A 24,264-nucleotide genomic window follows, 5' to 3' on the forward strand; every position below is an offset into this window, starting at 1 on the left:
GGGCCGGGGGAGGCAGTGAGTCCCGCTAGAAGATCGTCTGCAGACTCAGGGAGAGGGTGTGGTCGAAGCCCACCGGCGCGAAACCGAAGCCCGCGAAGAGATCCAGGGCGAACAGGTCGAACAGGAGGAAGTGGATGCTCGGGCCGAAGGCATTGGCGACGGCGACCGGTCGCTCGGGCCGCGTCCGGTCCGCGAACACCGAGAGGTCGTGGAAGACCCCGAGGTCGAACCAATACCACCAGAGGTTGATGCGATACGCGGTCTCCAGCTGCCCGGCTCCGCGGACCCAGTAGCGATTGCCGAAGAAGACGCGCTGGAAGTCGCTCGCCAGCGCCACGTCGTCCCAGAAGCGCACGTCGCCGGCGAGGAGCAGGCCCCGGCCGGACACGAAGAAGCGATGGCGGCCGAAGCCGCGGAAGAGCTGTCCCACGAGCTCGCTCTGGAACATCCAGCGCTGCGCCCCCGAGGCGATGAGGTCGCAGCGGAGGGCGAGAAAGGTGCGCCAGTCGCGACGCAGCACCTCGGAGCGCGCCTCGAGCTTCGCCCCGAGCCGTGCCAGGCCGCGCACCGAGGTGGCAGGGCCGGGGACGGGCTCGAGGGGCGGCGGCCCGGGGGCCGGGTCGAGGAGAAACGCGCGGAGCACCTCGACGCCCCCTCCGAGACTGAGCTCCAGTCCGGGGAGGAAGAGCACCAGGCTGGCCAGCGTCGGGGTGCGCAGCAGGTGGTAGCTGGCCAGGCCGAGCGACAGGCGTTCCGGGCGCGAGACGTAGATGGACGAGTCGAGACGTGGCGCGAGGCGACGGCCCACCATGCGCGGCAGCGTGTATTCGAACTCCAGCCCGCCGTGCACCCACTGGAACTTGGGGTCGATGTCCAGGAGGTAGCGTCGGTACGGAAAGCCCACCTCGGCCTTGGCGCGCAGGCGATCTCCCGCCCAGAGCAGGCTGCGTCGAGTGTACGAGACGCCGGGGAGCAGCCCCCAGGTGGGGCTCGAGCGCATGTCGAAGCCCCAGCCCACGGCGTCGGGGGTCACGACGTAGATCTGGAGCACGCGCTGGGGCTCGTTCTTGCCCAGCACGTTCGTGTTGTATTCCCCGGGCTCCTTCACGCGGTAGTAGATGTTCAGGAGGTCGTGTTTCCGCTTGAGGCGCTCGAGCCCTCGGCGCAGGGACGGCTCGTGAAAGACGCCGCGGGGCAGGTAGAAGTCGAGACTGAAGAGAAACGCCACCACGCTGCTGACGCCGGTGTAGATCACCCGCATGCGTCCCTCGTCGAGGTGCAGATGGATCCTTCCGCTGGGCTCGACGAGATACCAGGCGCGGGCGTAGGCGTAGGATCTGGCCTGATAGGCGGCCACGACCCGGCGCGTGGCCTCCTTGGCCCAGGCGTCGCGTTCGGCCAGCCCCTGGGGCGGCACCCCGGCGGTAGCCCGCACGTCGCTTTCGGGCAGCACGCCGATTCCGGTGATCACGAGCTGCGCCGACGGGCTCGCGTCTCGCGGAACCGACGCATCGGGTCCTTCGGCCCGCGCGCTCCGCGGACGAAGACCCAGGCTCAGGCCCGCGATCAGGACGAGCGCCGCGGCGCTTTGCCGGGGCGAGCCGCCACGCCCTCGCGGCGGGCGCCGAGGCTCCCCGGTCCCAGGATGGCGCGACGCGGGCGGCACGGCACTCAGGGGACCCGCGGAGAGGCGGGCAGCAGCGCGACGCGAAGGTCGCTCACCGGGTGTGAAACGCACGCGTGAATGTACCCGGCCGCGCTCTCGGACGCGCGCTGTCCCGCGCGAACCGATCGCACGACCGCTCCCTCCGTCAGGCGGGTGCGGCACGAGCCGCAAACACCGGAGCGGCAGAGGACCGGGACCGAGAGGCCGGCGCGCTCGAGCGAGCTGAGCAGGGGTTCCCCGGCCCGAGCGGCGATGGGCGCCGCGTGTCCCTCGATCCGGACCATGAAGACCTGGTTGGCCCGGAGTCCGACCGGCCAGTCGGAGCGGCCCGTGATCGCCTCGGGGGAGCCCGACGACTCCGCGCGGATCCGACCGCCGGGGACGCCGGCCGCTTCGAGCGCCCGCGTGACGGTCCGATCGAGCTCCGGCGGACCGCAGACGAAGAAGGTCTTTCCGTCGAGCGATTCCCCGTGAAGAAAGCGTCGGAGCATGGGCGGATCGATGCGGCCACGCTCGCCGGCCCAGCCGAGGCTGGGTCTCGAGACGGCGTGCCGCAGCCGCAGCCTCCCCCGGCGGGCGAGCGCCTCCAGACGATCGCGGAAGATGATGGCCTCCGCCGTGCGGCTGCCGTAGAGCAGGGCCAGGCGCACCTCGGGCCAGCGCCGGGCGAGGTCTTCGAGCATGCCCATGAACGGCGTGACGCCGCTGCCCGCCGCGATGAAGACCAGGTCCTTGCCGTCCCGGGCGGGCTGAAAAGGAAGGTCTCCTTCGGGGCCCGAGACGGCGAGCGCGTCCCCCACCTTCAGGTGGTCCACGAGGTGCTCGGAGACGAAGCCGCCTGGCTTGCGCTTGATGGTCAGCTCCATCGTACCGTCGGCCCGCGGCGGGGCGGAGATGCTCATCGGCCGGCTGGTCCGGACCCCGCGCACCTCCACGAAGACGTTCACGTACTGACCGGGAGCAAAGGCCGGCAGCGCGCCGCGACGGGCCTTCAGCACCAGCGTTCGCGTGCAGAGCGTCTCGACGCGGATCCGGACCACGCGAACCACGATCCACCCCGGGTGCAGCCGGTCGGTCACCTGCCGGGCCTGCTCTCGTTCGTAGGGCGGCGTCTCGGACGGCTGCGGCGTCCCGTAGGCCTGCCGCAGCGTGCGGACGACGGGTCGCGCGTCCTCGAGCAGGCGGAGATAGCTGCGGAGCCTCATCGCGCACCCTGGCTCGCGGCCACGGGAAGTGCGGCCCCTCGTTCGGCCAGAATCGCCTCGGCGGCGGCGCAGCCCGAGGCCACGCACGGCGCGTAGCCACCGCCCGGTCGCGTCCAGGCGCCCGCAAACCATAGACCCCCGAGTGGGCCGCGTTGGTCGAGCCGGAACGCGGGATTCTCGGCGGGCGTGTTGGCGAAGCCGTAGATGGCTCCCCCGACGTTGCCGGTGTAGCGCATGTTCGTGACGGGGGTCGAGGCGACGCAGACCTGGATGCTGTCCCGAAGCCCGGGGTAGAGCTCGGTGGCGCGAGAGACCATGCGCTCCGCGAGCGTGCGCTTGAGCTCGGGGTACTCGCTGGCGGGCACGGCGGCCCACCGTTCGCCGTCGGCCAGCACCGTCAAGGCCACGACGGAGGTCCCGGGGGGGGAGAACGCAGGGTCGGTCGCGTTGTACGCGGTGATCAGCAACGGATCGGGCAACGCCGCCTCGAACGCGCTCGCGTACTGCTTCTCGACGTCGACGTGGTGGTTCAAGAAGACCTCGTGGTCCACCAGGCCGAGCTCCTCCGAGCTCTTCGAGAGGCCGAGGTAGACGCAGACCGTGGAGAGACTCGGGCGCGCCGCGGCGAGTCGATGGAGAAACGCCTCGGGCACCAGATCGCGACCGATCAGGTCGAAGGCGGTGGTGATCGGATTGGCGTTGGCCACCACCGCGTCAGTGGCCAGCTCTTCGCCGTGGTCGGTCACCACGCCGATGACGCGTCCCGCCCGGCAGAGGATCTGCTTCGCGCCGCAGCCCAGGCTCACCTCGCCGCCGGCCTCCTCGATGACCTCGACGAAGGCGTTCGAGAGGCGCTGCGACTTGCCGACCGGGTAGGAGGCGCCCGTCTCGAGATAGCAGGCCAGACCCCCGGCGAAGAGCAAGAGCGAGAGCTGCGAGGGGGGCAACCCGAAGTAGGTCCAGAGCTGCGTGACGGCCAGCCGGGCCCACGGGTCCTCGAGCGCGCGATCCAGGATCGCGGCCAGCGGCACGGTCGCCGCGTGCGCGAGACGCGGGTAGCGGAGCAGGGTGGAGAGGACGCGATGCGGGGCGCTCGCCGCGCCCTGGCGCGCGTTGAGCTGCCGGAGCTCGTCCACGATGCCGAAGAGCTGGTCCCAGAGGCGCCGGAGCCCGCGGCGCTCGCCAGGAAACGCGGAGATCAGAGCCTGCAGGGCCGGCTCGCGGCCCACGGGCACCCGGAGGTCGAGCCCGGGGGCGACGGTCCGGTAGAGAATGGGGAGCTGCAGGAATTCCACCCGCTCGGCCACCCCGAGCTCCTCCAGACTGCGGTAGAGGGACCCGCGGCGTTCGGGGGGGCCGATGTCGCAGAGCTCGTGGAGCGAAACCTCGAACTCGAAGGGGTCGCGGAAGAAGGTGGTGGCATAGCCCCCGGGCTGGACGTGACGCTCGAGCAGCCGCACCGAGAATCCGGCGCGCGCGAGCCGCGCGGCGGCCGAGAGCCCACCGAGTCCTGCCCCGATCACCACCGCATCGTAGGTCTTCATCGTCTCCTCGCAGCTCACGGTCTCGTCGCGGAGCTCCGTGCGCCGCCGGCTGGCGCCCGTTGCTCCCTCAGCAAGTCCTCCAGGGCCCGATGGTCGCCCCGCTCGAGCGCCTCCTCCGCTCTCAAGCTGGCCCGATTGCGCCCCACAGTGGCCACGGCGCAGATCACCCCTGCCGCGCGGTACGCGACCATCGCGTCGCGGCGCTCCAGGCTGCCCGCGAGCTCCACCGAGTCCCACCTCTCGGCGTGGCCGACGTACGAGATCGTCACGTCGTAGTGCGCGCTCCAGAAGAAGGGGACCTGCGTGAAGGGGCGTCTTCGCCCGAGGATGTTCTCGGCCGCGACCTGCCCCTGCCTCTGCGCGTGGACCCAATGCTCCACGCGTTGCCGCGTGCCGTGGGCCGTGGCGTAGCGCGCCACGTCGCCCGCCGCGAAGATGCCCGGAACGCTCGTTTCCAGGTACGCGTCCGTGAGGATGCCGCCATCCACGGCGAGGCCTGCGGCTTGCGCGAGCTCGCTCGTCGGTCGGACCCCGACCCCCATCACCACCAGCTCAGCGGCGAGCCGGCTGCCGTCGTCCAGCGTCACCTCGTGGGCGGTGATGGCGACCGGCTTCCGCTCCAGGTGGAAGCGCACCCCGTGGTCTTCGTGCAGCGAGCGCACGAAGCCCCCCACGGCGCCCAGCGTCTTCTCGAGGGGCTGCTTCTCCGGCGCGACGACGTCCACCTCGAGGCCGCGAGCGCGCAGCGACGCGGCGACCTCGAGCCCGATGAAGCTGGCGCCGAGGACCACGGCCCGTCTCGCGTGCGACAGGCGCGCGATGATCGCCCGGCTGTCGGCGAGGGAGCGCAGCGTGTGCACGTGGGGGAGGTCGTGGCCGGGGATCGGCAGCCGGATCGGGTCGGCGCCGGTGGCGAGCAGGAGCGCGTCGTAGGTGATCGACGTGCCGTTCGAGAGCCGGACGGTCCGGACCTTCGTGTCCAGAGCCTCGGCGGCGACTCCGAGGCAGAGATCGATGCCACGATCGGCGTAGAAGCCGCGCGAGCGGAGCGAAATCCATTCCTCGGGGGCGGTGCCGGCCAGGTAGTCCTTGGAGAGGTTCGGCCGGTCGACGGGTACGAACTCGTCGCGTCCGACGAGCAGCAGGTCACCTTCGTAGCCCTCGCGCCGCAGCGTCTCCACGGCGCAGGCGCCCGCGGCACCGGCGCCGAGGACTACGATGCGCCGAGGTGCATCGCCCGTCAGGCGCTGAGCCGTCTGCGGGTGCTGTTTGCCGGCCACGAAGATGCGCCCGCCGCGCTGGTCCACGTTCCAGCACGTCACGGGGTCGAGCGCCGGCGGCGCGACGGCCGCGCCGGTGCGCAGGTCGAAGGCCGCGTGGTGCCACGGGCACCGTACGAGCTCGCCGCTCATGGCTCCGTCGGCGAGCGGCGCCCCGTAGTGCGTGCACCGGGCGCCGATGGCGAAGACCTTGGCACCGCGCCGAGCGAGAAGCACCGCCACGCCGTCCACGTGTCCCTCCAGCATCGCACCGTCGGCGAGAGCCGTGGCCGCGATCCCGTCGTGGCCGAGATCCGGGCCCTTCAGTTCCTCCTGTCCACCCATGACGCCTCCGTTGCAATGGGCCGATGGCCGCGATGCAGGAGTGCAGGAGCCGTGCCTGCGACGGGCGAGGCGTGGGACGTTGCGAAGCTGCGGCTTGCGTCCCCCGGCGCCGGCCCTTCGGCGCCCCGACTCTTGCAGGACGCCAGAGCAGCCTCGCAAATCACCAGAGCCCAGGGTGGCCCGTGGCGCCCGAGTTCTGCGGATATCGCGGGAGGGACGCCGGCACGGCTGATGCACTGCGTGATAGACGATCACTCGTGATCACGGAGGAGCAGCCATGAACATCGAAAAGAAGATCGAAAAAGGTATCGACAGCGCCGTGACGAAGGCCAAGAAGGTCGGCGAGGAGGCGAAGGAGCTGGCACAACGCGCCACCGACAAGGTCAAAGAGACCGCCAAGAAGGTCGGAGAGAAGGTCGAAGAGGCGGGTCAGAAACTGAAGGACGGGGCCAACAAAGCGTAGCTCGCCCGAGAGTGGTTCGCCGCACAGCCCTGCAGATTACCCCCATCAATCCTGGTTGGACTGGCCGCGAGACTCCCGCAGGGGACGTCTCGCGGCCAGCGCGGCCCTTCGTTAGCTAGCTGGCGGTGCTGTGCCGGTGTCCTTGCACCAGCCGCACGACGAGCAGCACGACCGCCGCGAGGATCAGGATGTGGATGAAGCCTCCGAGCGTGTAGGAACTCACCAGGCCGACCGCCCACAACACGGCCAACGCAATCATGATGGCCCACAACATGGTGCACCTTTCCTTTCTGCGCCCTGTCGGTCTACGGCGCGATCTTCTCGCTCAGCCACGTGCGCGCCTGAGCCACTGACGCCTTCAGCTCCTCATGCGACTTCTTGAAGCCTGCCTTCGCCTGCTCCCAGGCCACCTCCTGCGCGTTCTTGAGCTTGTCGAGCTCGCCCGTTAGCCGGGACGCGTTACCGCGCAGCGCTTCCACCTTGGCCTTCGCGTCGGCCTTGGCCGCGGCGTTCGAGGCCTCGACCTTGGCCGAGAGCTGCTCGAGCGCCTTGTTGACCGCCGCCAGCTCCTCTTGCATGTCCTTGACGAACTGGGCCCGCACCGCGTAGCCGTAGTCCTTCGTGGCCTGCGCGGCCTCCTTCGTCTCCTTGCGGACCTTCTCCAGCTCCGGCTTGGTGGCCTCGACCGCTCCGACCCCGGCCGATGGCTTGGCCGTGGTCGTATCGCAGCCGGCCCCGAAGGCTGCAGCGCTCAGCAGCACAACTCCTGCGGTGTATCGATATCTCGGTCTCATGGCCGCTCCTTTCGTGAATGACCGGCTCATGGCTACAGCGACGCCTTGAGCTTGGGCTCGACGACGATCTCCACGCGCCGGTTATTGGCGCGCCCCTCGACGCTGCTGTTCTCCGTCACCGGACGCTCCTTGCCGAAGCCGCGCGCCCGGATCAGATCGGCCGCGTACCCGCGCGAGATGAGGTACGTCCGGACGGCGTCGGCTCGGCGCTGCGAGAGGCCGAGGTTGTACCCGGAGGTCCCCTGCGAGTCCGTGTGGCCCTCGACGACCAGCGTGCGCTCCTTGGTCGTCAGGAGCACGTCCGCGACCTGGTTCAGTCGCGTCTGCGCCGACGGCAGGAGGGTGGCCTGGTTGCTGGCGAAGAGGACGCTCCCCGAGAGCGTGATCACCAGGCCGCGCTCCTCCTCCTTGACAGCGGCCAGCTTGGCGAGGGCCTCCGCCGCCTCCTTCGCCTTCGCCTCTGCGCCAAGGCGCGCAGCGCGCTCGGCGCCGAGCGCCCTGGACCCGGCCTGCCGCGAGCGCTCGGTGTCCGCGAGCTCCCCACGGGTATCGGCCAGCGCCTTGCTGGTCTGCTGGGCCCGCTGCTGCTGCCTCGTCAGGTACTCCTGCTCCGCCTCCAGGCGCGACTTGTCGGCCCGCCGGGCCTCGGCGATCGCGTCTGCGAGCTGCGCCTTGCGTTCGGCGACGTACGAGAGGTCGCGCGTCCGGCGTGACGTCGGCTCCTCGGCGAAGGACTCCTCGGCCTTGTCGAGCGACGCCTTGGCCTTGTGCAGCTCGGCTGGGGCCCTCGCGGCGGCGAGCCCGAGGGTCGAGCGCTGGTAGGCCTCTCTCGCGCGCACCAGCTCCGTGGGAGCCACCGTGGCGCAACCCACTCCGAGGGTTGCGAAGGCAGCGATCGAAACGACTCGCGTCACATAGCTTCCATAGACGTGCATGGGTCTCGTCCTTTCTCCTTACGGAGCACTGGTTTGTACGGTTCGGACCTTCTCGATCGCCTTGCGGGCCTTGGCCGTCTCGACCGAGCTGCGGGCGAGCGCCACCGCCAGCTCCGCATCGGCATCGGCGCGCATCATCAGGAGCGCACCTTCCTCGCCGTCACCCGCTGCGATGAGCTGCTTGGCGTGCTGCGACTGCTCCTTGGCGAGCTGCAGGTGCAGCGCCGCCTGCGGGACCTTGGGCGCTCCGAGCTCGTCCGCCGCCCGGATCGAGGACGCCGTCGCCTCCATGGTTTCGCCCGACGGTCCGGCCGTGGCGCAGCCAGCGAGCCAGAGCACCGCCACCAACGCGTTTCTCGTTCTCATGTTCGTCTTCCTCTCTGCGTAAAGAGATGGTTTCGTGCAGTGACCGGGTCGCCTATCTCACGCACGGATGGGCGCGGCCCAGCTCGCGAGCACTGCATCGATCGAGCCAGTCGCACCCGTCGTGGAACTTCGCTACTCCCCGACGGCGATCGTGGCGATCTGCGAGCCACCGCTTGCGTCTTCCAACGGAGTGATCCCACCGCCAGGCGAGCCGTGAGCGGGCACGGCCGACCCTTTCCGGTCTCGCTGTCGGCTCCGTCGCGCCCTGGGTGGGACGCTGGCGCTCGTCTTGCACACCCCACGTCAGGAGCCCATCGGTGACATGACGCGAGCGATTACTTCGACGGACAGCCTGACGGGCTCCTTGTTGGAGCAAACGACGAGCCGTCGCCCGGCCCGGTGGCGCGGCGCTCTGCGCGCGGGTGCGGGTGCCGCGCTGGCGGGCTTGCTGGTCCTTGCCGCGCGTGCCGAACGCTTCGACGCGGCGAGCTTCGACCTCGGGGCGGCGCGCAACGCCGGCGACCTGGCCGCGGTGGTCCTGCCTCGCGAACGGGTGGCCCACGGCATCACCGTCCGCGAGGTGCAGTTCACGTCTCGGGTCTGGGACAGGTGGGGGCGCTGGCGGCCGATGCGGATCCAGGCCTTCCTTGCCGTCCCGCCCGGGAGCTACCCGCGGCGGAGCAAGCCGATCGTGATCACGGCCCACGGGCTGGGCGCGCGCGGTACCCCCGAGGCCGCGGCCGAGCTCTGCCGGAACCTGGACGTGGTGGCCCTGGCCCTCTCCGCCCCGGGCGTCGGAGCCTCGGAAGGCGACGGCGTCACCGCCGACGACGCGAGGCCCCTCTTCGCCACCGTTCCCGACGTGCGCGGAAGCTGGCTCTACGCGTACACCTACGCGCTGCTGCGGGCGATCACCTTCGCGCAGCAACAGCCAGAGGCCGACCCGCGGGCCGTGGTGCTGACGGGCAACAGCATCGGCGGCATTGCTACCCTCGTGGCCAACGGCGTGGACGATCGGATCCGTGGCGTGCTCGCGGTGAGCACGAGCGGCGCCCTCGGCGAGGCCACCGCGCAGGGCTCCTGGCTGCGGCGGCTCGTGCTCTCCACGGGGGGGCTCGAGGCGGAGGGCCCCGAGGCGCGGGCTCTCTTCCGAGGCCTCGACCCGCTGGCTTTTGCAGGCCGCCAGCGCGGCGTCGTCTTCCTTCTGATCGGGGCGCAGGACGAGTTCTTTCCCCTCGGCCAGGCACTCGCCACGTACCGCGCGCTCCGAGCTCCCGCGAAGAGCCTGACGCTGGTCGCGGACTACGACCATGGCTGGTATTTCGGGCAGGGCTGTCCCGCGGCCTGCATGCCGGGCGGCGCGCGGAGGCCCGCGGAGTGCCCCGGTGCGACGGTATGCCCGAGGCGCTGCCCCGCCGGCGCGCAGACTCCGTACTGCGGACCCGAGGGCAGCTACAACCACCACGACGCCTTCATCGGCCGGTGGTCGGTGCTCCTGCGCGCGCTCGTGGCACAGCACGCCGCGCATCCCCGCCGCCCGTTCGCGGCGCCGCCGCCCGCGCCGGTCGTGGAGCGTCGCGACGACGAGGTGGTCGTGCGGGTGATGGGTCCGATGCCCCTGGCCGTGCGCCTCGCGGTGAGCGAGGACGGCGGCTTCACCTATCGGCAGCGCGTCTTGGCGCGCGAGGCCGACGGGAGCTACCGGCTGCGACGCCGCGTGTCCGGCTCGGCCATCCTCTTCGCCGAGGTGGAGCTCCCAGATGGCGTGGTGGCGAGCTCGTCGCCGTCACTGCCCTGGGGCTTCCGTCCACGGGTGCGGCCCTTCCGCCCGCTGCCCTGAGCGACTCTGCGACGAGTTCGGCCGAGCGGATCACCTCGCCGGGGTCTGAGTGCGTCGGCCCACGATGAGCCGGAAGATAAAGAGCAGCAGCAGCGCTCCGAAGGCGGAGGCGACGACTCCCGGTGCATCGAAGGCGCCCTGATAGAAGCCGAGCGCGCGCACGAAGAAGCCCGCCAGCAGGGAACCGGTGAGCCCCAGCGTGATGGTCATGACCACGCCTCCCACGCGTCCAGGCATCGCTAGGTGGGCGGCCGTACCCACCAGAAGTCCGATCAACACCATCCACGCAATGTGCATGCGCACCTCCTTCCATGTCGATGACGATGGACTGCAAGAGCCGGACCGCCACCGGGGCTCGCTGCGGACCCCGTGGCTATTTTTCGCGGCGGTCTCATACTGGGGCCGGAGGTGGTGGCGTGGCGCGGTGGGTGATCTTGTCGATCGCGGTGATCCTCGTGGCCCTCACGCTGGTGGGGGGCACGATGATCTCCCTGGCGCGCCGGGAGCAGGCCGCGCTGCTCGCGCGCTTCACCGAGGCCCGGCAACAACGCGTCGAGCGGGTCGCGGCCAGCGTCGCGCACGGGCTGGCGACGGCCGCCGAGAATCTGCGGGCTGTGGCGCGCCTGCTGCCCCACGCCACCGGCGAGGAGCGCCAGCACGCGCTCACCGCGGCCCTCGCGCTGATCAAGCCCTTTCATCTGATCGAGGTCTTCGACGCTGCCGGGCGGCGACGGCTCTCGGTGGCCGGACCCTCGCTGCGGCCCCGCCTGGATGCGGCGTCGCTGCAGGCCGTGATGGCCCAGTCGGCCACGCGGGTCGGGTCACTTCGTCCGGGCGCGCTGTTCGTCTCGCCGCGACTCTCCGGCGGCCCACCGGACGGGTACTACGTCTTTGCGATCGGTCTGCCCGGCGCGCCGGGAGGCCTCTCGGGGGGCGTGATCGCCGTCCTGGTCGACACCCGGCCGTTCTTCGAGGCGCTCGGACCGCTCTCCGCGGAGCACGGGTCGCGCCTCCTCGTGCTGGACCCGGCCGGTCGTCCAGGGCACGCCACGAGCGAGCGGCTGCTTCCCCTTCTGGACCAGGGCGACGCCCAGGGGACGGCGCCGGGGTGGAGCTCCGTCCTGCGCGAGCTGCGCGCAGGTGGGCGCGGAGCTCGCGTGCTCGACGAGGAGGAGGTCCGCCGCGCGGGACTCGGCCTCGAGCCTCTCGTCGCCGCGTACGCGCCGGTGCGCGTGGACCGCGGGACCCATTGGTCGCTCGCCACCTTCAGCTCCACGGCGGTGCTCCAGGCGGAGCGCCGAGCTGCCCTGGTGCGACGCGGGCTCATCTCCGGGGCGCTCGTGGTCTGCTTCATCGGGCTCGCGGCGTTCATCTTCTACGCCGCCCGCCGCACGGCGGTGCTGCGCGATCGGCTGCGCTACGCCGCCGAGATCGAGTACCTGCACGAGAAGACCGAGAAGATCCTGGACAACATCCCGACGGGCATCCTGGCGCTCTCGGATGACGGGGTTACTGTGGCCGTCAACCGCGTGCTCCGGGAGCGCATGCCGCCGACCGCGCTCGGCGCGCCGCTGCCCGAGGCCTTCCCGGAGGCCGCCTCGGGCACGATTCTTCGGCTGCGCGGGCTCATCGAGCAGACCCGGCTGTCGAACCAGGTCCAGAGCTTGTTCGGCGAGTTTCTCGCCCTCTTCGGGGACGAGGAGCGCTACAACGTGCACGTGGTGCCCCTCGAGCCGCGGTTTCCGGACACCCGGTTTCTGGTCGTCATCGAGGATCTGAGCGAGGTGCGCGCGCTCGAGGATCAGCTCCTGCGGGCCGAGAAGCTGGCCACCGTGGGAGTGCTGGCGGCCGGGATCGCCCATGAGATCGGCACGCCGCTCGGGGTGGTCCGCGGGCGGGCGGAGTACGTCCTGGGCAAGCTGGGGCCGGATCACTCGCAGGCACGGGGCGTGCAGGTGATCATCGAACAGATCGATCACGTGACCAGCACGCTGCGACAGCTTCTCGACTTCTCCCGCGTCAAGTCGGCGGTGGTGCGGCCGGTGGCGGTGCAAGCGGTCGTCCGCACGGTGCTCGAGTTCCTGCGGCTCGAGACCCAGCAGCGTCGCATCTCCACCTTCAACGAGGTGTCGGAGACGCTGCCGGACGTGGCGGCGGATCCCGACCAGCTCCAGCAGGTGTTCGTGAACTTGATCATGAACGCCTGCGACGCGTGTGCCCCTGGCGGCCGGGTGACGATCCGCGGCCGCCTCGACGCCACGCCGAGCGCGGTGGCCTGTCCGTGCGTCCGGATCGAGGTGGTGGACGATGGCCACGGGATCCCGGCGGAGAACCGCAATCAGGTCTTCGACCCCTTCTTCAGCACCAAGAAGAAGGGCGTGGGAAGCGGCCTGGGCCTGGCCATCGTGGCCCAGATCGTCCGCAATCACCGCGGAGCGATCGAGCTCGAGAGCGAACCTGGGCGCGGGACCTGCGTGACGCTGCTCTGGCCCACCGTAGCGTCCGTCGCACCCCGCGAGGAGGAGCCGCGCGATGTCGCGTAAGCCAAAAGGACGGGTCCTGGTCGTGGACGACCATCTGGAGATGGTGCGGCTCCTGGCCGACCAGCTCACCGACGAAGGCTACGAGGTGGAGCTGGCGGAGGGGGGACGCGCCGGGCTTCTGGCCCTCGAGAAGTTCTTCCCGGAGGTCGTCCTGACCGATCTCCGCATGGACGCGGTAGACGGGTTCGATGTGCTCGAAGGGGTGCGGGCAGTCGATCCCACGCTGCCGGTGATCATCATGACCGCCTTCGGCGCGATCGACAGCGCGATCGACGCCATCAAGCGGGGCGCCTACCACTACCTCACCAAGCCCTTCCGCCTCGAGGAGGTGCTCTTGTACGTGGCCCGCGCCCTGGCCGACCGGCGGCTGCGAGACCAGCACCGCACTCTCAGCCGCCTGGCCGCCGAGCGGGCTGGCTTTGCGGCCATGATCGGGCGCAGCGAGCCGATGCGTGCCCTCTATGACCTCATCGAGCGGGTGGCGCAGTCCTCGGACCCCGTGCTGATCCACGGGGAGAGCGGTACGGGGAAGGAGCTGGTCGCGCGCGCCCTGCACTTCGAGGGACCTCGGCGGGATCGCGCCTTCGTGGTGCTCAACTGCACGGCCCTGCCCGAGACGCTGCTCGAGAGCGAGCTCTTCGGTCACGCGCGCGGCGCCTTCACGGGGGCCACCACGGCTCGCCGCGGGCTGCTCGTCGAGGCCGACGGAGGAACGCTCTTTCTGGACGAGATCGGGGACATGCCCTCCGGGCTCCAGGCCAAGCTCCTCCGGGTCCTCGAGGACTGGGAGGTTCGCCCGGTCGGTGCCGACACCTCGCGCAAGGTGGACGTGCGCATCATCGCGGCGACGCACCAGCCGCTCGAGGGCCCGGAGAGCACCTTTCGAAGGGACCTCTTCTACCGGCTGAACGTCGTGCCGCTCACCGTCCCCTCGCTGCGGGAGCGCCCCGAGGACATCCCGCTCCTCGTCGAGCACTTCTGGAAGAAGGCGCGCGAGCGGAATCCCGGGGCGATGGCGATCCGCGTGGCCCCTCAGGCGGTAGCGGCGCTCGGGCGCTACTCCTGGCCCGGCAACGTGCGCGAGCTCGAGAACGTGGTGACTCGGCTGGTGGTCCTCTCGGCCAAGGAGGTAATCGAGGAAGGCGACCTGCCCTCACAGCTCACGCGGCTCCACGGCGCCCCCTTTCCGATCGAGCACGCCAGCCAGCGGCTGGTGACGCTGCGCGAGCTGGAGAGCCAGTACATCGCCTCGGTGATCGAGCAGTGCGCCGGGAACAAGACGCGGGCCGCGGAGATCCTGGGCATCGATCCGTCCACCATCCACCGGCGAGGCAAGTCGCCCTCGACGGAGACCCCCTCGCCGGAGCCCCCGGGGCAGCCGGGCGCTCGGTCTCCCACCTCTCGATGAGAAACCTCCCGGATGGCGTGTGGCTTGCACGCTTGCTGGCCTGAAGTGGCCACATCTCTCACAGCTCGCGTCCTTCGCCTCGCCCTCGTGGGGGAGATGATCGAACCCCTGAGGCTCCTCCTCCAGGACGTGCTGACGGACAGCGGGCTTCGGTACGAGCTGACCTCGCGACCCGACGCGTGCGACGTGGTGATCGTGCTCGTGAACTGGGGGGAAGAGGTCCGCGTGCTCGTGGACGCGCGCGCCCGGGCCGGCGACGTGCCCTTGCTGGCCATCTTGCCCTTCGGCGACGACGGACTGGTCGAGCGCGTGCTCCTCGGGGGGGCGAAGGGCTGGTTCGCGCTCGACACCCCTCTGGTGCTGCTGTGGGAGTCCCTGGTCAAGCTGGCCGGCCCTGGCGCTTCGCCCGAAGCCGAGCCCGCCCTCAAACCCGAGTAGCGCCAGCCTTCGAAGGCGCAGATCGCCAGACCCCCATTGCAATTCGCCAGGGCGCCTCGATTCCGGGGCCCGCTGACCCACGCGGACTCACGGGAGGGGCCGGTGGATCCGGCGAAGGGCCGGCTTCCTCTGCTGGCGGCTCGCGGCTTGCATCGTCCCCGGCAGGGATAGACCCAGGAGACAGGTGCCGGCGTGGGGCTCTTGACGACAGAGGCAGAACGCACCCCTCGCGCGGCCCCTCGGTCGCGACCGCAGGCGGCGCCGCCGCGGACGGCGCACAGGCCGGCTGCTCCGGGTAGCGAGCTCGCCCCACCGGACGGGGCACCGCCAGAGCTCCCCTTTCGCGTGGAGGTGGGCGAGCCGGTCGACGGGCTCGTCGAGGTGCGCCTCCACGGCGCGCTCGCCTTCGCCGAAGCCTCCGCCCTCTGGTCCGAGCTCCGCGCGCGTCTCTCGCCCCCCATGCGCGAGGCCGTGCGTTTCGACCTCTCACAGATCGCCTCGATCGACGGCGGGGCGATGGCACTCTTGGTTCAGGCCAAGTGGGACCTCCAGACAGCCGGAGTGCGCTGCGAGTTTGTCGGTGGAGCCGGCACCGTGCAGGCGATCCTCGCCCTCTATGAGGGGGACGCGGCGCCCACCCCGCGGCCCGCGCGCGTGCGCCCCGGGTTTCTCGGGCAGCTCGGTAACGCCACGGTCGCGGCGCTGCGCGAGCTGCAGCTCGGCCTCGCCTTTCTCGGAAGCCTGGTGCTCTCGGTGGCTGGGGTGGTGCGCAGGCCGCGGACGGGGAACTGGCGCGAGGTGGCGCCGATCATGAACCGCACCGGCACCGACGCGGTCCCCATCGTGGTGCTGATCAACTTCCTCGTCGGCTTCGCGATGGCCTTCCAGTCTGCGGTCCAGCTCAAGCAGTTCGGGGCGAACATCTACGTGGCGAACCTGGTAGGTCTCTCGATGACCCGCGAGCTCGGCCCGCTCATGACGGCGATCATCGTCTGCGGTCGTTCGGGTGCGGCGTTCGCCGCCGAGCTCGGGACGATGAAGGTCTCCGAGGAGATCGACGCGCTGCGCACCATGGGCTTCGGCCCCCTGCGCTTCCTGGTGCTCCCGAGGATGCTGGCCCTCTTCCTCGTGATTCCGGTGCTGACCCTCTTCGCGGACCTGGTGGGCATGATCGGTGGCCTGGTAGTGGGGGTGGTCAACCTGGACCTCACCGTCACCGGCTACCTCAACCAGACCGGGGGCGCCCTCCGGGTCTGGGACGTCTTCCAGGGCGTGATCAAGAGCGGCGTCTTCGGCCTCGCCATCGGCCTCATCTCTTGCCACCAGGGGCTCGCCACCTCGGGGGGCGCCGAGGGAGTGGGCCGCCGCACCACGGCCGCCGTGGTGACCTCGCTCCTGGCGATCATCGTGATCGACGCGGGCTTCACCCTCATCTTCTACGTGCTCGACCTATGACCACACCGCTCATCACGGTCACGGATCTGACGATGGGCTGGGGGGACGACAACCTCCTCGAGCACCAGTCGTTCGAGGTCCTGCAGGGCGAGGTCTTCGCGATCCTCGGCAGGAGCGGCTGCGGCAAGTCCACCCTGCTCCGGTACATGATCGGCCTCGAGGAGCCGAAGGGCGGAACTCTCGCCATCGAGGGCCTCGGGGCGCCCACCCTGGGGGTCGGACGGCCACCCTATGGCGTGATGTTCCAGTCGGGCGCCCTCTTCGGCTCCATGACCGTGGGCGAGAACCTGGCGCTGGCGCTCACCGAGTGGACCGACCTGCCGTCGGACGCGGTGAGCGCGATCGTGCGCGCGAAGCTCCGGCTGGTGGGGTTGCAGGGGAGCGAGCACAAACGTCCGTCCGAGCTCTCGGGAGGCATGAAGAAGCGCGCCGCCATCGCGCGGGCCATGGCGCTCGAGCCGAGCCTGATCTTCCTCGACGAGCCCTCCGCCGGCCTGGACCCGGTCAGCGCCGTGGAGCTGGACGAGCTCATCCTGGCCTTGAGCACGGGCCTTGGGCTGACGGTGGTGCTCGTGACCCACGAGCTGGAGAGCATCTTCAAGGTCGCGGCCCGGTGCATTCTCCTCGACCGCGAGAGCAAGAGCATCATCGCGCGCGGAGACCCGCGGGACCTGCGCGAGAGCAGCGGCCGGCCCGAGGTGCACCAGTTCTTCAACCGAACCACGAAGGACGCGTGATGGCCACCCCCACCAACCACTGGAAGCTCGGGCTCTTCGTGCTCCTCGGAGCGGTGATGATCCTGTCCACCGTGGGGGTGCTCGGGGCGCGTAGCATGCGCAAGGCGACCGGGAGCTACGTCTCGTACCTCGACGAGTCCGTGCAGGGGCTCGAGGTGGGCTCGCCGGTCAAGTTCCGCGGCGTCACCATCGGCACGGTGGGAAAGATCGACGTGGCGCCGGACCATCGCCACGTCGAGCTGACCAGCGAGCTCGGCAAGGCCGAGCTGAGTCGCCTCGGCCTGGACGTGAGGGCCGGGCTGGTCGAAAGCGGCGCGCCGAAGAAGCTCGAGCAGGCCATCGACCTCCGGGTGCAGCTCGCCTCGTCGGGGCTGACGGGGGTGAAGTTCCTGCAGCTCGACTTCTTTCCCGTCGCGCGCCACCCGCGGCCGGTGCTGCCGTTCCCGGTGCCGAAGAACTACATCCCCGCCACCTCCTCGATGATGAAGGACCTCGAGATCTCGCTCGCGCGCACGATGAACAGCCTGCCCAAGATCACCGAGCAAGTGACGCGGATCCTCGGCCGCATCGACGGGCTCGTGCGCGAAGTCGGAGAACGCAAGCTGGTCGAGCGGGCCGTCTCCACCATCGTCGCGGTGCGTCGCCTCGTCGGCGAGGCGCAGCGCAAGGTCGCGCAGCTCGAGCCCGCCCGCCTCTCGGGCCAGGTCGAGAAGACCCTCGCCAGCTTCGCCGCGACCGCGACGCGCCTGGACGGGATCCTGGCGCGCATGGATGGGGAAAGAGGCCTGCTGAAGAGCGTTCTCCGCGCATCGAACGCCTTTGGAGATACGGCGCGGAACGCCGAAGGGCTCGGCGCCCAGCTCGAGGAGGCCTTGCGTGCGGTCGGGGAGGCGGCGAAGTCCATCCACAAGCTGGCCGGCGCGCTCGAGCAGGAACCCGACATGCTGGTGAAGGGACGGGTGAAGCAGCGATGAACCCACGATCGCCACGAGTGTTCCTCGTCGCCGTCGCCGCCTGCGCGGGCCTGTGTGCCGCGGGCTGCGCTCTGCTCTCGAAGAGCGCGCCGATCGAACCGCGCTACTACAGCCCCGAGCGGCCGAGCGACCTCCCGAAGGCGGCTCCGCAACCTCCGGGGACCCCACCGCCAGAGCTGCGCCTCGGTCGCGTGCACGGGGTCTCGCATCTGGACGAGCTGCTGGTCTTCCGGCAGACGGCCAGCGAGCTCGGCTACTACCGGCTGCGGCGCTGGACCGAGGTGCCCGCGGAGTACCTCAAGCGGCGGCTTTCACGGGTGCTCTTCGAGGAGCGCGGTCTCCGGCAGACCATGGGTGGCGGCGGGCCGACCCTCGAGGTGCAGCTCACGGCCTTCGAGGAGCTGCGCACCCCGCGGCACCTGGCACGGGTGCAGACGATCGTACGGCTGCACGACGAGCGTGCGGTCCGCTGGCAGGAGACGGTTACCGTGGACCTGCCGGTGGTCGCGGCGCGGAGCGGCGACACCTCCGATGCGGTGGTCGAGGCCCTCGGTCGGGCGATGCGGGCGACGGTGGACCGGATCGCCGACCGCGTGGTTCGCGAGCTCGAGGTGGCGCCCACGCCCGCGTCCGCGGCGCGTGGGGACAGGTAGGGGAGGCGCGTGATGACGCCCCGGGCGGTGCGCTCTCTCGCGGTGGTGGTGCTCGCGGCCCTGCACCTCGGGTGCGGTCCCATGTTCGGGAAGATGGCTCGGGAGGCGACGCCTGGGGTGGTAGCCGGCGCGGTCAAGGGACTCGCGGATCCCAAGCTCCAGCGCGAGATGCTGGCCGGTATCGACGAGGAGCGGGTGAAGACGCTCACCGCGCGGGTCAGCGCGGGCATCGTGGATGGGCTGCTCGACACGCTGGAGGACCCATCCCGGCGGGCGCGGCTCGAGGCGATCGTGGCCGGGCTCACCGAGAAGGCCGCTGGCACGGCGGTGGAGGCCATGCTCGCGCGGGCGCTGGATGAGAGGCTCCAGGGGCGCCTGCGGCTGGCCATGCGAGCGACGGTGACCGAGCTCGTCACGGCGGTCTTCGACACCGTGGGGGCCCGGGCGGGCAGCGCCGAGGCGCGGTCGAAGGCCTTCGGCGCCGCCGCGCACGAGATCGCCAAGCAAGCCACTCTCGGCTTTCAGGAGGCGCTGGATGACACCCGACGCGACCGTGAGAGCGGGAAGATGCGAAAAGGGGAGGGGGCGCTCCTGATCGCGGCGGGCAACGCGTCGCAGACCGGTCACCGGATCTTGTGGACCCTGGGCCTCGGGCTCGGCGCGCTGGCCTTCGGCCTCGGCCTCACGCTCACCTGGGCGATTCGCAAGAACCGCCTGCGTCGCTCAGAGCTGGCGCAGCGCGATGGCGCGCTCCGCTTGCTCACGGAGGCGATTACCTCCGCGGCGAAGCTGCCCGGAGCCGATGGACTCCAAGCGGTGCTGAAGACCTCGGTGCGCGATCGCGCGGGGGGAGAGCACCTCCGCAAGCTTCTCGGCGAGGAGGGCAGGCAGCTCCTCGGAATGGACCACCCGGCCTGATGGAGGTGCAATGAGGATCGACCACCCGCCTGCTTCCACGCGAACGATCGAGATCGCCGGAGCGGAGCCCCTGCCGCCCTTCGTTCGACGCAGCGTCTCTCCAAAGCCCGGGCGGCGAGCGTGGCGATACGCCACTCGAGCCGGGGCCTTGGCGGCGGGCGTGCCGCTTCGAACCGTTCGACGGGTGGCTCCTTCCGCGAAGTCTCGCTGGGTTCGCCTGGGCGCGCAGCTGGCGTCCTGTCGGTACGCCGGATGCATGAGAGCTCTCCTACGGAAGGAGGGCAAGATGCTACTCGTGACCCTGCTGGTGTTGCTCGCGCTGGCCATCGGAGGCGCAGGATGGGCTCACTCCCGCTGGGGCGTCGCGGGGTGGTCGCCCGCCGGATTGCTCGTAGCCGTGCTGCTCGTCTTGTGGTTCAGCGGCTCGGTGCGCTGGTGACGGGGAGCGAGGTGCTGCTGCGTGCTTCGCTCTATGAGAGCCCTTGACCTGGAACATCCGTTCAGGGTACTAGAATAATGTTCAGGTGTGGCCAAGCTAAGGCCTGGCGGGCGGCGAACACGCGGTTGAGGGATGCGATGCAAGAACCTCTGACCTCGCGACAGCAAGAGGTATTGGACTTCATCACCCGGTGGATCGAGGACCAGGGCTACCCTCCGACGCTGCGGGAGATCGGGGAGGAGCTGGACATTCGCAGCACCAACGGGGTGAACGATCACCTGAAGGCCCTCGAGCGGAAGGGGTACCTCCGGCGAGACGACCTGAAGTCGCGCGCCCTGCGACCGGTGACGATGCCTTCGGCCGCGGTGGCGCACGTCCCCGTCGTGGGCCGGGTGGCGGCGGGCCAGCCGCTCCTTGCCGAGGAAAATATCTCGGACACTCTACGTCTCGACCGCTCTCTCGTCGGCGCGGGGGACGATATCTTCTCGCTGCGCGTCACAGGCGAGTCGATGATCGAGGACGGGATCTTCGACGGAGACTATGTCTTCGTGCGCCCCGACAGGTCCCCGCGGGCCGGCGAGATCGTGGTGGCCCTGATCGACGGAGAAGCCACCGTGAAGCGCTTCTTTCCCGACGGGGACGTCATCCGCCTGCAGCCCGCCAACGCGGCCATGGAGCCGATCGTGCTCCGGCGCAGCGACGAGCGCGACCTTCAGCTTGTGGGGGTCGTGATCGGGGTCTATCGTCGCCTCTAGACGTGGGCGCCCTGGCCGCGATCCATCCCGTCAGGCTGCGTCGCACCTGCGCTCCGTGATCGCGTTCCATCCCGCGGGTCGCGTCACCGTCGGCCCTGATGAGGTGCTCATGCGACGTGCTCTGAACGTGCTGGTCTGCCTGCTCCCGTGCGCTTGCGCGAGCTCTCAGCGTCCCGAGGTCGTGGACGTCCGCCAGGTCTCGGCCGCTCGCGGGGCCCCTCGCCTCGCGCGGGTCGTGGACCTCGGTACCGGGGGCGTGCAGAGCTCCGGGGCCCTCGCGCTCCCCGCGGGCGAAGGTCGCGCCGTGATCGGCGAGCTCCTGGCGCTCCTCGGGTCGAGCTTCGGCAAACAGCCGACCGTCACGATCGCCGGGCTGCCCGCCGAGGTCCTCGCGCATCTCGACGGGGGAGGGGTGGTGGTGCGCGTCCCCCGTGGAGTGGACCCGGGGCCGGCGGCCCTGCGCGTGACGAACGAGTACGGCTCCTCGGAGCGTGCCTATCCGGTGCGGCGTCTCGCGCTGGTCGTGGCACGCGGGGCGGTGCGGACGGTGGCCCTCTCCTCGGGCGGGGCGCTCGAGCGAGCGGGGGACCTGCCTCTCCCGGGTGGCCGGCTCGTGGCGCTGAGCTCCGAGGGCTCTCTGGCCTACGTGGCCGGCGAGACCGACGCCGCGCGGTTGTGGGTGCTCGACCTGACGGGGAGTGCGCCCCGGCTGGTGAAGGAGCATCGGCTGCCGGGTCGGCGGGTGCAGGCCCTCGCGGCGGCGACGCGGGCCCCTCTCGGCGTCGTGGTCACGGACAGCCATCTGGTCGTCGTCGACGGGAGGCAGGTTCTGCCGGTCGCGCTCTACGCCCCGCGTGAACTGCCGCGCGCCCTGCTCGACCGGCCGGTGGTTGCGGCCTCGGTGGCGGACGGCGGTGAGCGCCTGGCGCTCCTGCTCGCCGACAAGAACGAAGTGGCACTCTTCGACGCGCGCGACCCCGCGCGGCTCGGGGAGCCGACGCTCCTCACGCCGATGGCCGAGGCTCGGCTGCCGCTCGCCCTCCAGCTCACGTTCACGCCCGACGGCAAGCTGCTCTGGCTCCTCGCCGGCGACAACCCGCGATCGATCGAAGGCGGCTTTCTTCCCGCGCAGCTCGCCCCCATTCCGACCTCGGTAGGTCCGGACGGCCAGCTCGCGTCACCGTCCCCGGCCACTATCGCGCTGCCGCACGCGGTCGCGCCGCTCAGCCTGGCGCTCGGGCCTCGCGAGCCCACGCCCCCGGGCACCGCCATTCGCACCGAGAGCGGGAGCAGCGCCCTCTACGCCGGGGTCGCGGCGAGCGCGGCGCTCAAGGAGGCGGGGGCGTCCGAGGCTCGCGGCCAGCTGCTGCGCGTCGGGCGAGGGGATCGCCCGGAGGTCGTGCACGAGGGAACGTACTACCCGGCGGGACTCGCCGTGACGGGACTGAGCCAGCGGCTGCTCGTGCTTGCCTGCCGCGGTCGCGCCGGCAGCGCACGGGCCACGCTCCTCTCCCTGTCGGCGTGGGAGCGCTCGCCGTCCGTGACGGAGCAGCTCCTCGGGCCCGCCCCCGCTCCGAGCGCCACGCCGCTCTCCTGCGGGGCGCTGGCCGCGCAGCCCTGAGTGACCGCGGACCTCGCCGCGGGATCGCCCTCCGGTTCCTCGAGAGCGCCTACTGATAGAGACAGAGGGTGGTTTGCTCGCCGCTCAGGCGCAGGCAACGGCCACCGTGCGGGCAGGTCGATCCGGGGGTCCCGCAGGTGGCCACGCAGCGAGGTCCCACCTGCGTCGAGGCGCACTGCAGGCCGGCGCTGCACGGCGTCTCCGGGGCGCAGAGCGCGCCCACCTGCCCGTCGCTCGGGCCGTAGTCCGGATAGATCAGTCGACCGCGGATCCCCCCTTCGAAGGTGTCGGGGCCCGCGCCGCTCTTGTCCTCGAAGACCACGGCAAAGGACTCCTTGCCCACCGGGGCCACCGACGGAAGCCGCTGCTCGCCGTGCGTGGTGGCGTTGATGGGGAAGTCCCCGCCGACGGGCAGACCGTTGCTGAGCAGGCGCCGGCCCCGGATTCCGCCCTGCGGATCCTCGGGCAAGTTCCCCGACGAGGCGAAGACCACCAGCACCGATCCATCCGGTCGCGCGGCGAGCGCCGGAGCGTCCTGATTCCCCGCGGTGGTCGTGTTGAAGACCCACTCGTCCTCGAGCGGCGCGCCGTCCTGGGCGAAGCGGCGCAGCTTGACGCACGTGCCGTCCTTGTCGGCGCCGCACGAGCCGCGATCGCTCCACGCCACCGCGTAGCCGTACTGCAGCCCCGTCAGGTTGAAGGAGCGCACGAGCCCCGTGGGGGCCTTCGCGATCTGGATGCTCTGGCCGACCGGCGTCCCCTTGGGTCTGAAGGCCCGTCCGTAGAGGTTCCCTTGCTGCCTCCAGACGGCGAAGAAGCTGCCCGGGGTGGGGCCCGCCGCCACGGCCACGTTCGGGCAGCGCGCGTCGGTGTCGCACTTGGAGAGGTCGCTGGTCTCGGAGGGGAAGGTGGCCATCTGCAGTGGCAGCGTCTTGCCCGCGCTGTTCTCCGCCGGTCGTCCCTGCGCGTCGAGGAGGCGCACGTCCACCACCCAGGTGGTCGTCGCGGCCTCCTTCTTCTCCTGAGCCCAGACCACGGCGTAGCTCTGGTCGCCCAGCGCCGCGATGTCGGGCGTGGCGGCCTCGCCGAGGAAGGTCTCGCTCAGCTGTAGCTCGTTGCCCGTCGCGGCGGTCGGACGGCCGTCGGCGGTGAAGGCACGGCTGTAGACCTTGCCCGGACTGCCCGCCGGTCCGCGACGCCAGACGAAGACGAAGCTGCCGTCGCCCTGCATCCCCACGGCCGGCTGGTCGTAGACCTCCTGCCCCTCCTGGTTCACCACGAAGTCGTCGGTCTTGCTCGTGGTGGCCGAGGTGCGCGGCGCGGCCTGCGGGTCGAAGAGCCGTGCGTACACGTCGAAGCGTCCCGCGACGCCTCCCGAGTCCTCCCAGACCACGAGGAAGTTCCCGGCGCTGTCGGAGGCGAGCTGTCGCCCCGCCGCGGTGGTGGTGAAGAACTGGTTCGTCGGGTAGGTGGTGTTGACCTGAAAGTCCCACGGAAAGAGCACGAGAGGCACGTCCACCTTGTGGTCGGCCTCGACGAACGCGGTGGAGGTGCCGGCGCCGAGCGGTCGCCCCTGTGCATCGCGCGCGGTGACCGACAGCTCCGCGGGGCCTTCTCGCCCGTCGGCGCGGATCAGGAACTGGGTGGAGCGCACGCTGGGGCCGAAGACCGGGGCGCCGTCGTTGCGTACGAAGGTCGCCTGAAAGGTCTCCTCGGCTACCTTCAGTTTGGCCACGAGGTCGGTGGCGGCGCCGACGCCGTCCCGCGCCGTGACGTCCACGTAGAGTAGCGTCCCCCCGGGTCCGCAGCCGCAGAGCAGGGCGAGGAGCGCCGCGCAGCCCGCGCGCTGGCCGAGACGGTCTGACACGACGGAGCGGTGGGAGGGACGGTGGTCCATCATCGGTTG

At 70.8% G+C, this 24,264-nt stretch carries 23 protein-coding genes; 13 read left to right on the forward strand and 10 right to left on the reverse strand.

What is annotated here, in order from left to right:
- Positions 1-25 precede the first annotated feature (25 nt).
- The 4 genes from IT371_14025 to IT371_14040 form a co-directional block, all read right to left on the reverse strand.
- Complete coding sequence (locus IT371_14025) at positions 26-1,471, reverse strand: hypothetical protein (protein ID MCC6748773.1); 1,446 nt, start codon at positions 1,469-1,471, stop codon at positions 26-28.
- A 200-nt stretch (positions 1,472-1,671) separates the two neighbouring features.
- Positions 1,672-2,871: an iron-sulfur cluster-binding domain-containing protein gene (locus IT371_14030; protein ID MCC6748774.1), complete on the reverse strand. Its 1,200-nt coding sequence runs from the start codon at positions 2,869-2,871 to the stop codon at positions 1,672-1,674.
- Positions 2,868-4,415: an NAD(P)/FAD-dependent oxidoreductase gene (locus IT371_14035; GenBank protein MCC6748775.1), complete on the reverse strand. Its 1,548-nt coding sequence runs from the start codon at positions 4,413-4,415 to the stop codon at positions 2,868-2,870. Before IT371_14035 ends, IT371_14030 begins: the two co-directional genes overlap by 4 nt.
- A gap of 14 nt (positions 4,416-4,429) precedes the next feature.
- Entirely contained in the window at positions 4,430-6,019 is a 1,590-nt protein-coding gene (locus IT371_14040) for an FAD-dependent oxidoreductase (GenBank protein MCC6748776.1), read from the reverse strand.
- A gap of 277 nt (positions 6,020-6,296) precedes the next feature.
- On the opposite strand from IT371_14040, the gene IT371_14045 reads away from it, so the two are divergent.
- Positions 6,297-6,482 carry a hypothetical protein gene (locus tag IT371_14045; protein ID MCC6748777.1) on the forward strand — a complete coding sequence of 62 codons (186 nt, stop codon included), beginning with the start codon at positions 6,297-6,299 and terminating at the stop codon, positions 6,480-6,482.
- Between the two features lie 115 nt (positions 6,483-6,597).
- Here the strand turns inward: IT371_14045 and IT371_14050 are convergent, their stop codons facing one another.
- The 4 genes from IT371_14050 to IT371_14065 are packed head-to-tail and all read right to left on the reverse strand — an operon-like array spanning position 6,598 to position 8,577.
- Complete coding sequence (locus IT371_14050) at positions 6,598-6,756, reverse strand: lmo0937 family membrane protein (protein ID MCC6748778.1); 159 nt, start codon at positions 6,754-6,756, stop codon at positions 6,598-6,600.
- A gap of 31 nt (positions 6,757-6,787) precedes the next feature.
- Positions 6,788-7,276, reverse strand: coding sequence for a hypothetical protein (locus IT371_14055; GenBank protein MCC6748779.1), 489 nt, complete (start codon positions 7,274-7,276; stop codon positions 6,788-6,790).
- Positions 7,277-7,308: 32 nt separating this feature from the next.
- Positions 7,309-8,211, reverse strand: a complete 903-nt coding sequence (locus IT371_14060) for a DUF4398 and OmpA-like domain-containing protein (GenBank protein ID MCC6748780.1) — start codon at positions 8,209-8,211, stop codon at positions 7,309-7,311.
- A gap of 18 nt (positions 8,212-8,229) precedes the next feature.
- On the reverse strand, positions 8,230-8,577 hold the full coding sequence (locus tag IT371_14065; protein MCC6748781.1) for a DUF4398 domain-containing protein: 348 nt from the start codon (positions 8,575-8,577) through the stop codon (positions 8,230-8,232).
- Between the two features lie 322 nt (positions 8,578-8,899).
- Here IT371_14065 and IT371_14070 point away from each other — a divergent pair, with 322 nt between their 5' ends.
- Positions 8,900-10,417 carry a hypothetical protein gene (locus IT371_14070; GenBank protein ID MCC6748782.1) on the forward strand — a complete coding sequence of 506 codons (1,518 nt, stop codon included), beginning with the start codon at positions 8,900-8,902 and terminating at the stop codon, positions 10,415-10,417.
- A 30-nt stretch (positions 10,418-10,447) separates the two neighbouring features.
- On the opposite strand, the gene IT371_14075 is transcribed toward IT371_14070, so the two are convergent.
- Positions 10,448-10,714, reverse strand: a complete 267-nt coding sequence (locus tag IT371_14075) for a GlsB/YeaQ/YmgE family stress response membrane protein (protein ID MCC6748783.1) — start codon at positions 10,712-10,714, stop codon at positions 10,448-10,450.
- A 119-nt stretch (positions 10,715-10,833) separates the two neighbouring features.
- On the opposite strand from IT371_14075, the gene IT371_14080 reads away from it, so the two are divergent.
- From IT371_14080 to IT371_14130, 11 genes are all read left to right on the forward strand, one after another.
- Complete coding sequence (locus tag IT371_14080) at positions 10,834-12,960, forward strand: histidine kinase (GenBank protein MCC6748784.1); 2,127 nt, start codon at positions 10,834-10,836, stop codon at positions 12,958-12,960.
- Positions 12,950-14,368 (forward strand): sigma-54-dependent Fis family transcriptional regulator, encoded by a 1,419-nt coding sequence (locus tag IT371_14085; protein ID MCC6748785.1) that lies wholly within the window; start codon positions 12,950-12,952, stop codon positions 14,366-14,368. The genes IT371_14080 and IT371_14085 overlap by 11 nt, the downstream gene beginning before the upstream one ends.
- Positions 14,369-14,464: 96 nt before the next feature.
- Entirely contained in the window at positions 14,465-14,806 is a 342-nt protein-coding gene (locus IT371_14090; GenBank protein ID MCC6748786.1) for a hypothetical protein, read from the forward strand.
- A 351-nt stretch (positions 14,807-15,157) separates the two neighbouring features.
- On the forward strand, positions 15,158-16,261 hold the full coding sequence (locus IT371_14095; protein MCC6748787.1) for an MlaE family lipid ABC transporter permease subunit: 1,104 nt from the start codon (positions 15,158-15,160) through the stop codon (positions 16,259-16,261).
- Positions 16,258-16,998, forward strand: coding sequence for an ATP-binding cassette domain-containing protein (locus IT371_14100; GenBank protein MCC6748788.1), 741 nt, complete (start codon positions 16,258-16,260; stop codon positions 16,996-16,998). The genes IT371_14095 and IT371_14100 overlap by 4 nt, the downstream gene beginning before the upstream one ends.
- A complete protein-coding gene (locus IT371_14105) occupies positions 16,998-17,972 on the forward strand; it encodes an MCE family protein (GenBank protein ID MCC6748789.1) in 975 nt (324 codons plus the stop codon). Before IT371_14100 ends, IT371_14105 begins: the two co-directional genes overlap by 1 nt.
- Complete coding sequence (locus IT371_14110) at positions 17,969-18,625, forward strand: membrane integrity-associated transporter subunit PqiC (protein ID MCC6748790.1); 657 nt, start codon at positions 17,969-17,971, stop codon at positions 18,623-18,625. Before IT371_14105 ends, IT371_14110 begins: the two co-directional genes overlap by 4 nt.
- A gap of 12 nt (positions 18,626-18,637) precedes the next feature.
- Complete coding sequence (locus tag IT371_14115) at positions 18,638-19,543, forward strand: hypothetical protein (protein ID MCC6748791.1); 906 nt, start codon at positions 18,638-18,640, stop codon at positions 19,541-19,543.
- A 286-nt stretch (positions 19,544-19,829) separates the two neighbouring features.
- Entirely contained in the window at positions 19,830-19,982 is a 153-nt protein-coding gene (locus IT371_14120; GenBank protein ID MCC6748792.1) for a hypothetical protein, read from the forward strand.
- 137 nt (positions 19,983-20,119) lie between these two features.
- Positions 20,120-20,737 (forward strand): transcriptional repressor LexA, encoded by a 618-nt coding sequence (gene lexA, locus IT371_14125; GenBank protein MCC6748793.1) that lies wholly within the window; start codon positions 20,120-20,122, stop codon positions 20,735-20,737.
- Positions 20,738-20,846: 109 nt separating this feature from the next.
- Entirely contained in the window at positions 20,847-22,358 is a 1,512-nt protein-coding gene (locus tag IT371_14130) for a hypothetical protein (protein ID MCC6748794.1), read from the forward strand.
- Positions 22,359-22,407: 49 nt separating this feature from the next.
- Here the strand turns inward: IT371_14130 and IT371_14135 are convergent, their stop codons facing one another.
- Positions 22,408-24,225, reverse strand: a complete 1,818-nt coding sequence (locus IT371_14135; GenBank protein MCC6748795.1) for a hypothetical protein — start codon at positions 24,223-24,225, stop codon at positions 22,408-22,410.
- Positions 24,226-24,264 lie beyond the last annotated feature (39 nt).

This window comes from Deltaproteobacteria bacterium (assembly GCA_020848905.1).
Taxonomy (GTDB): domain Bacteria; phylum Myxococcota_A; class Polyangia.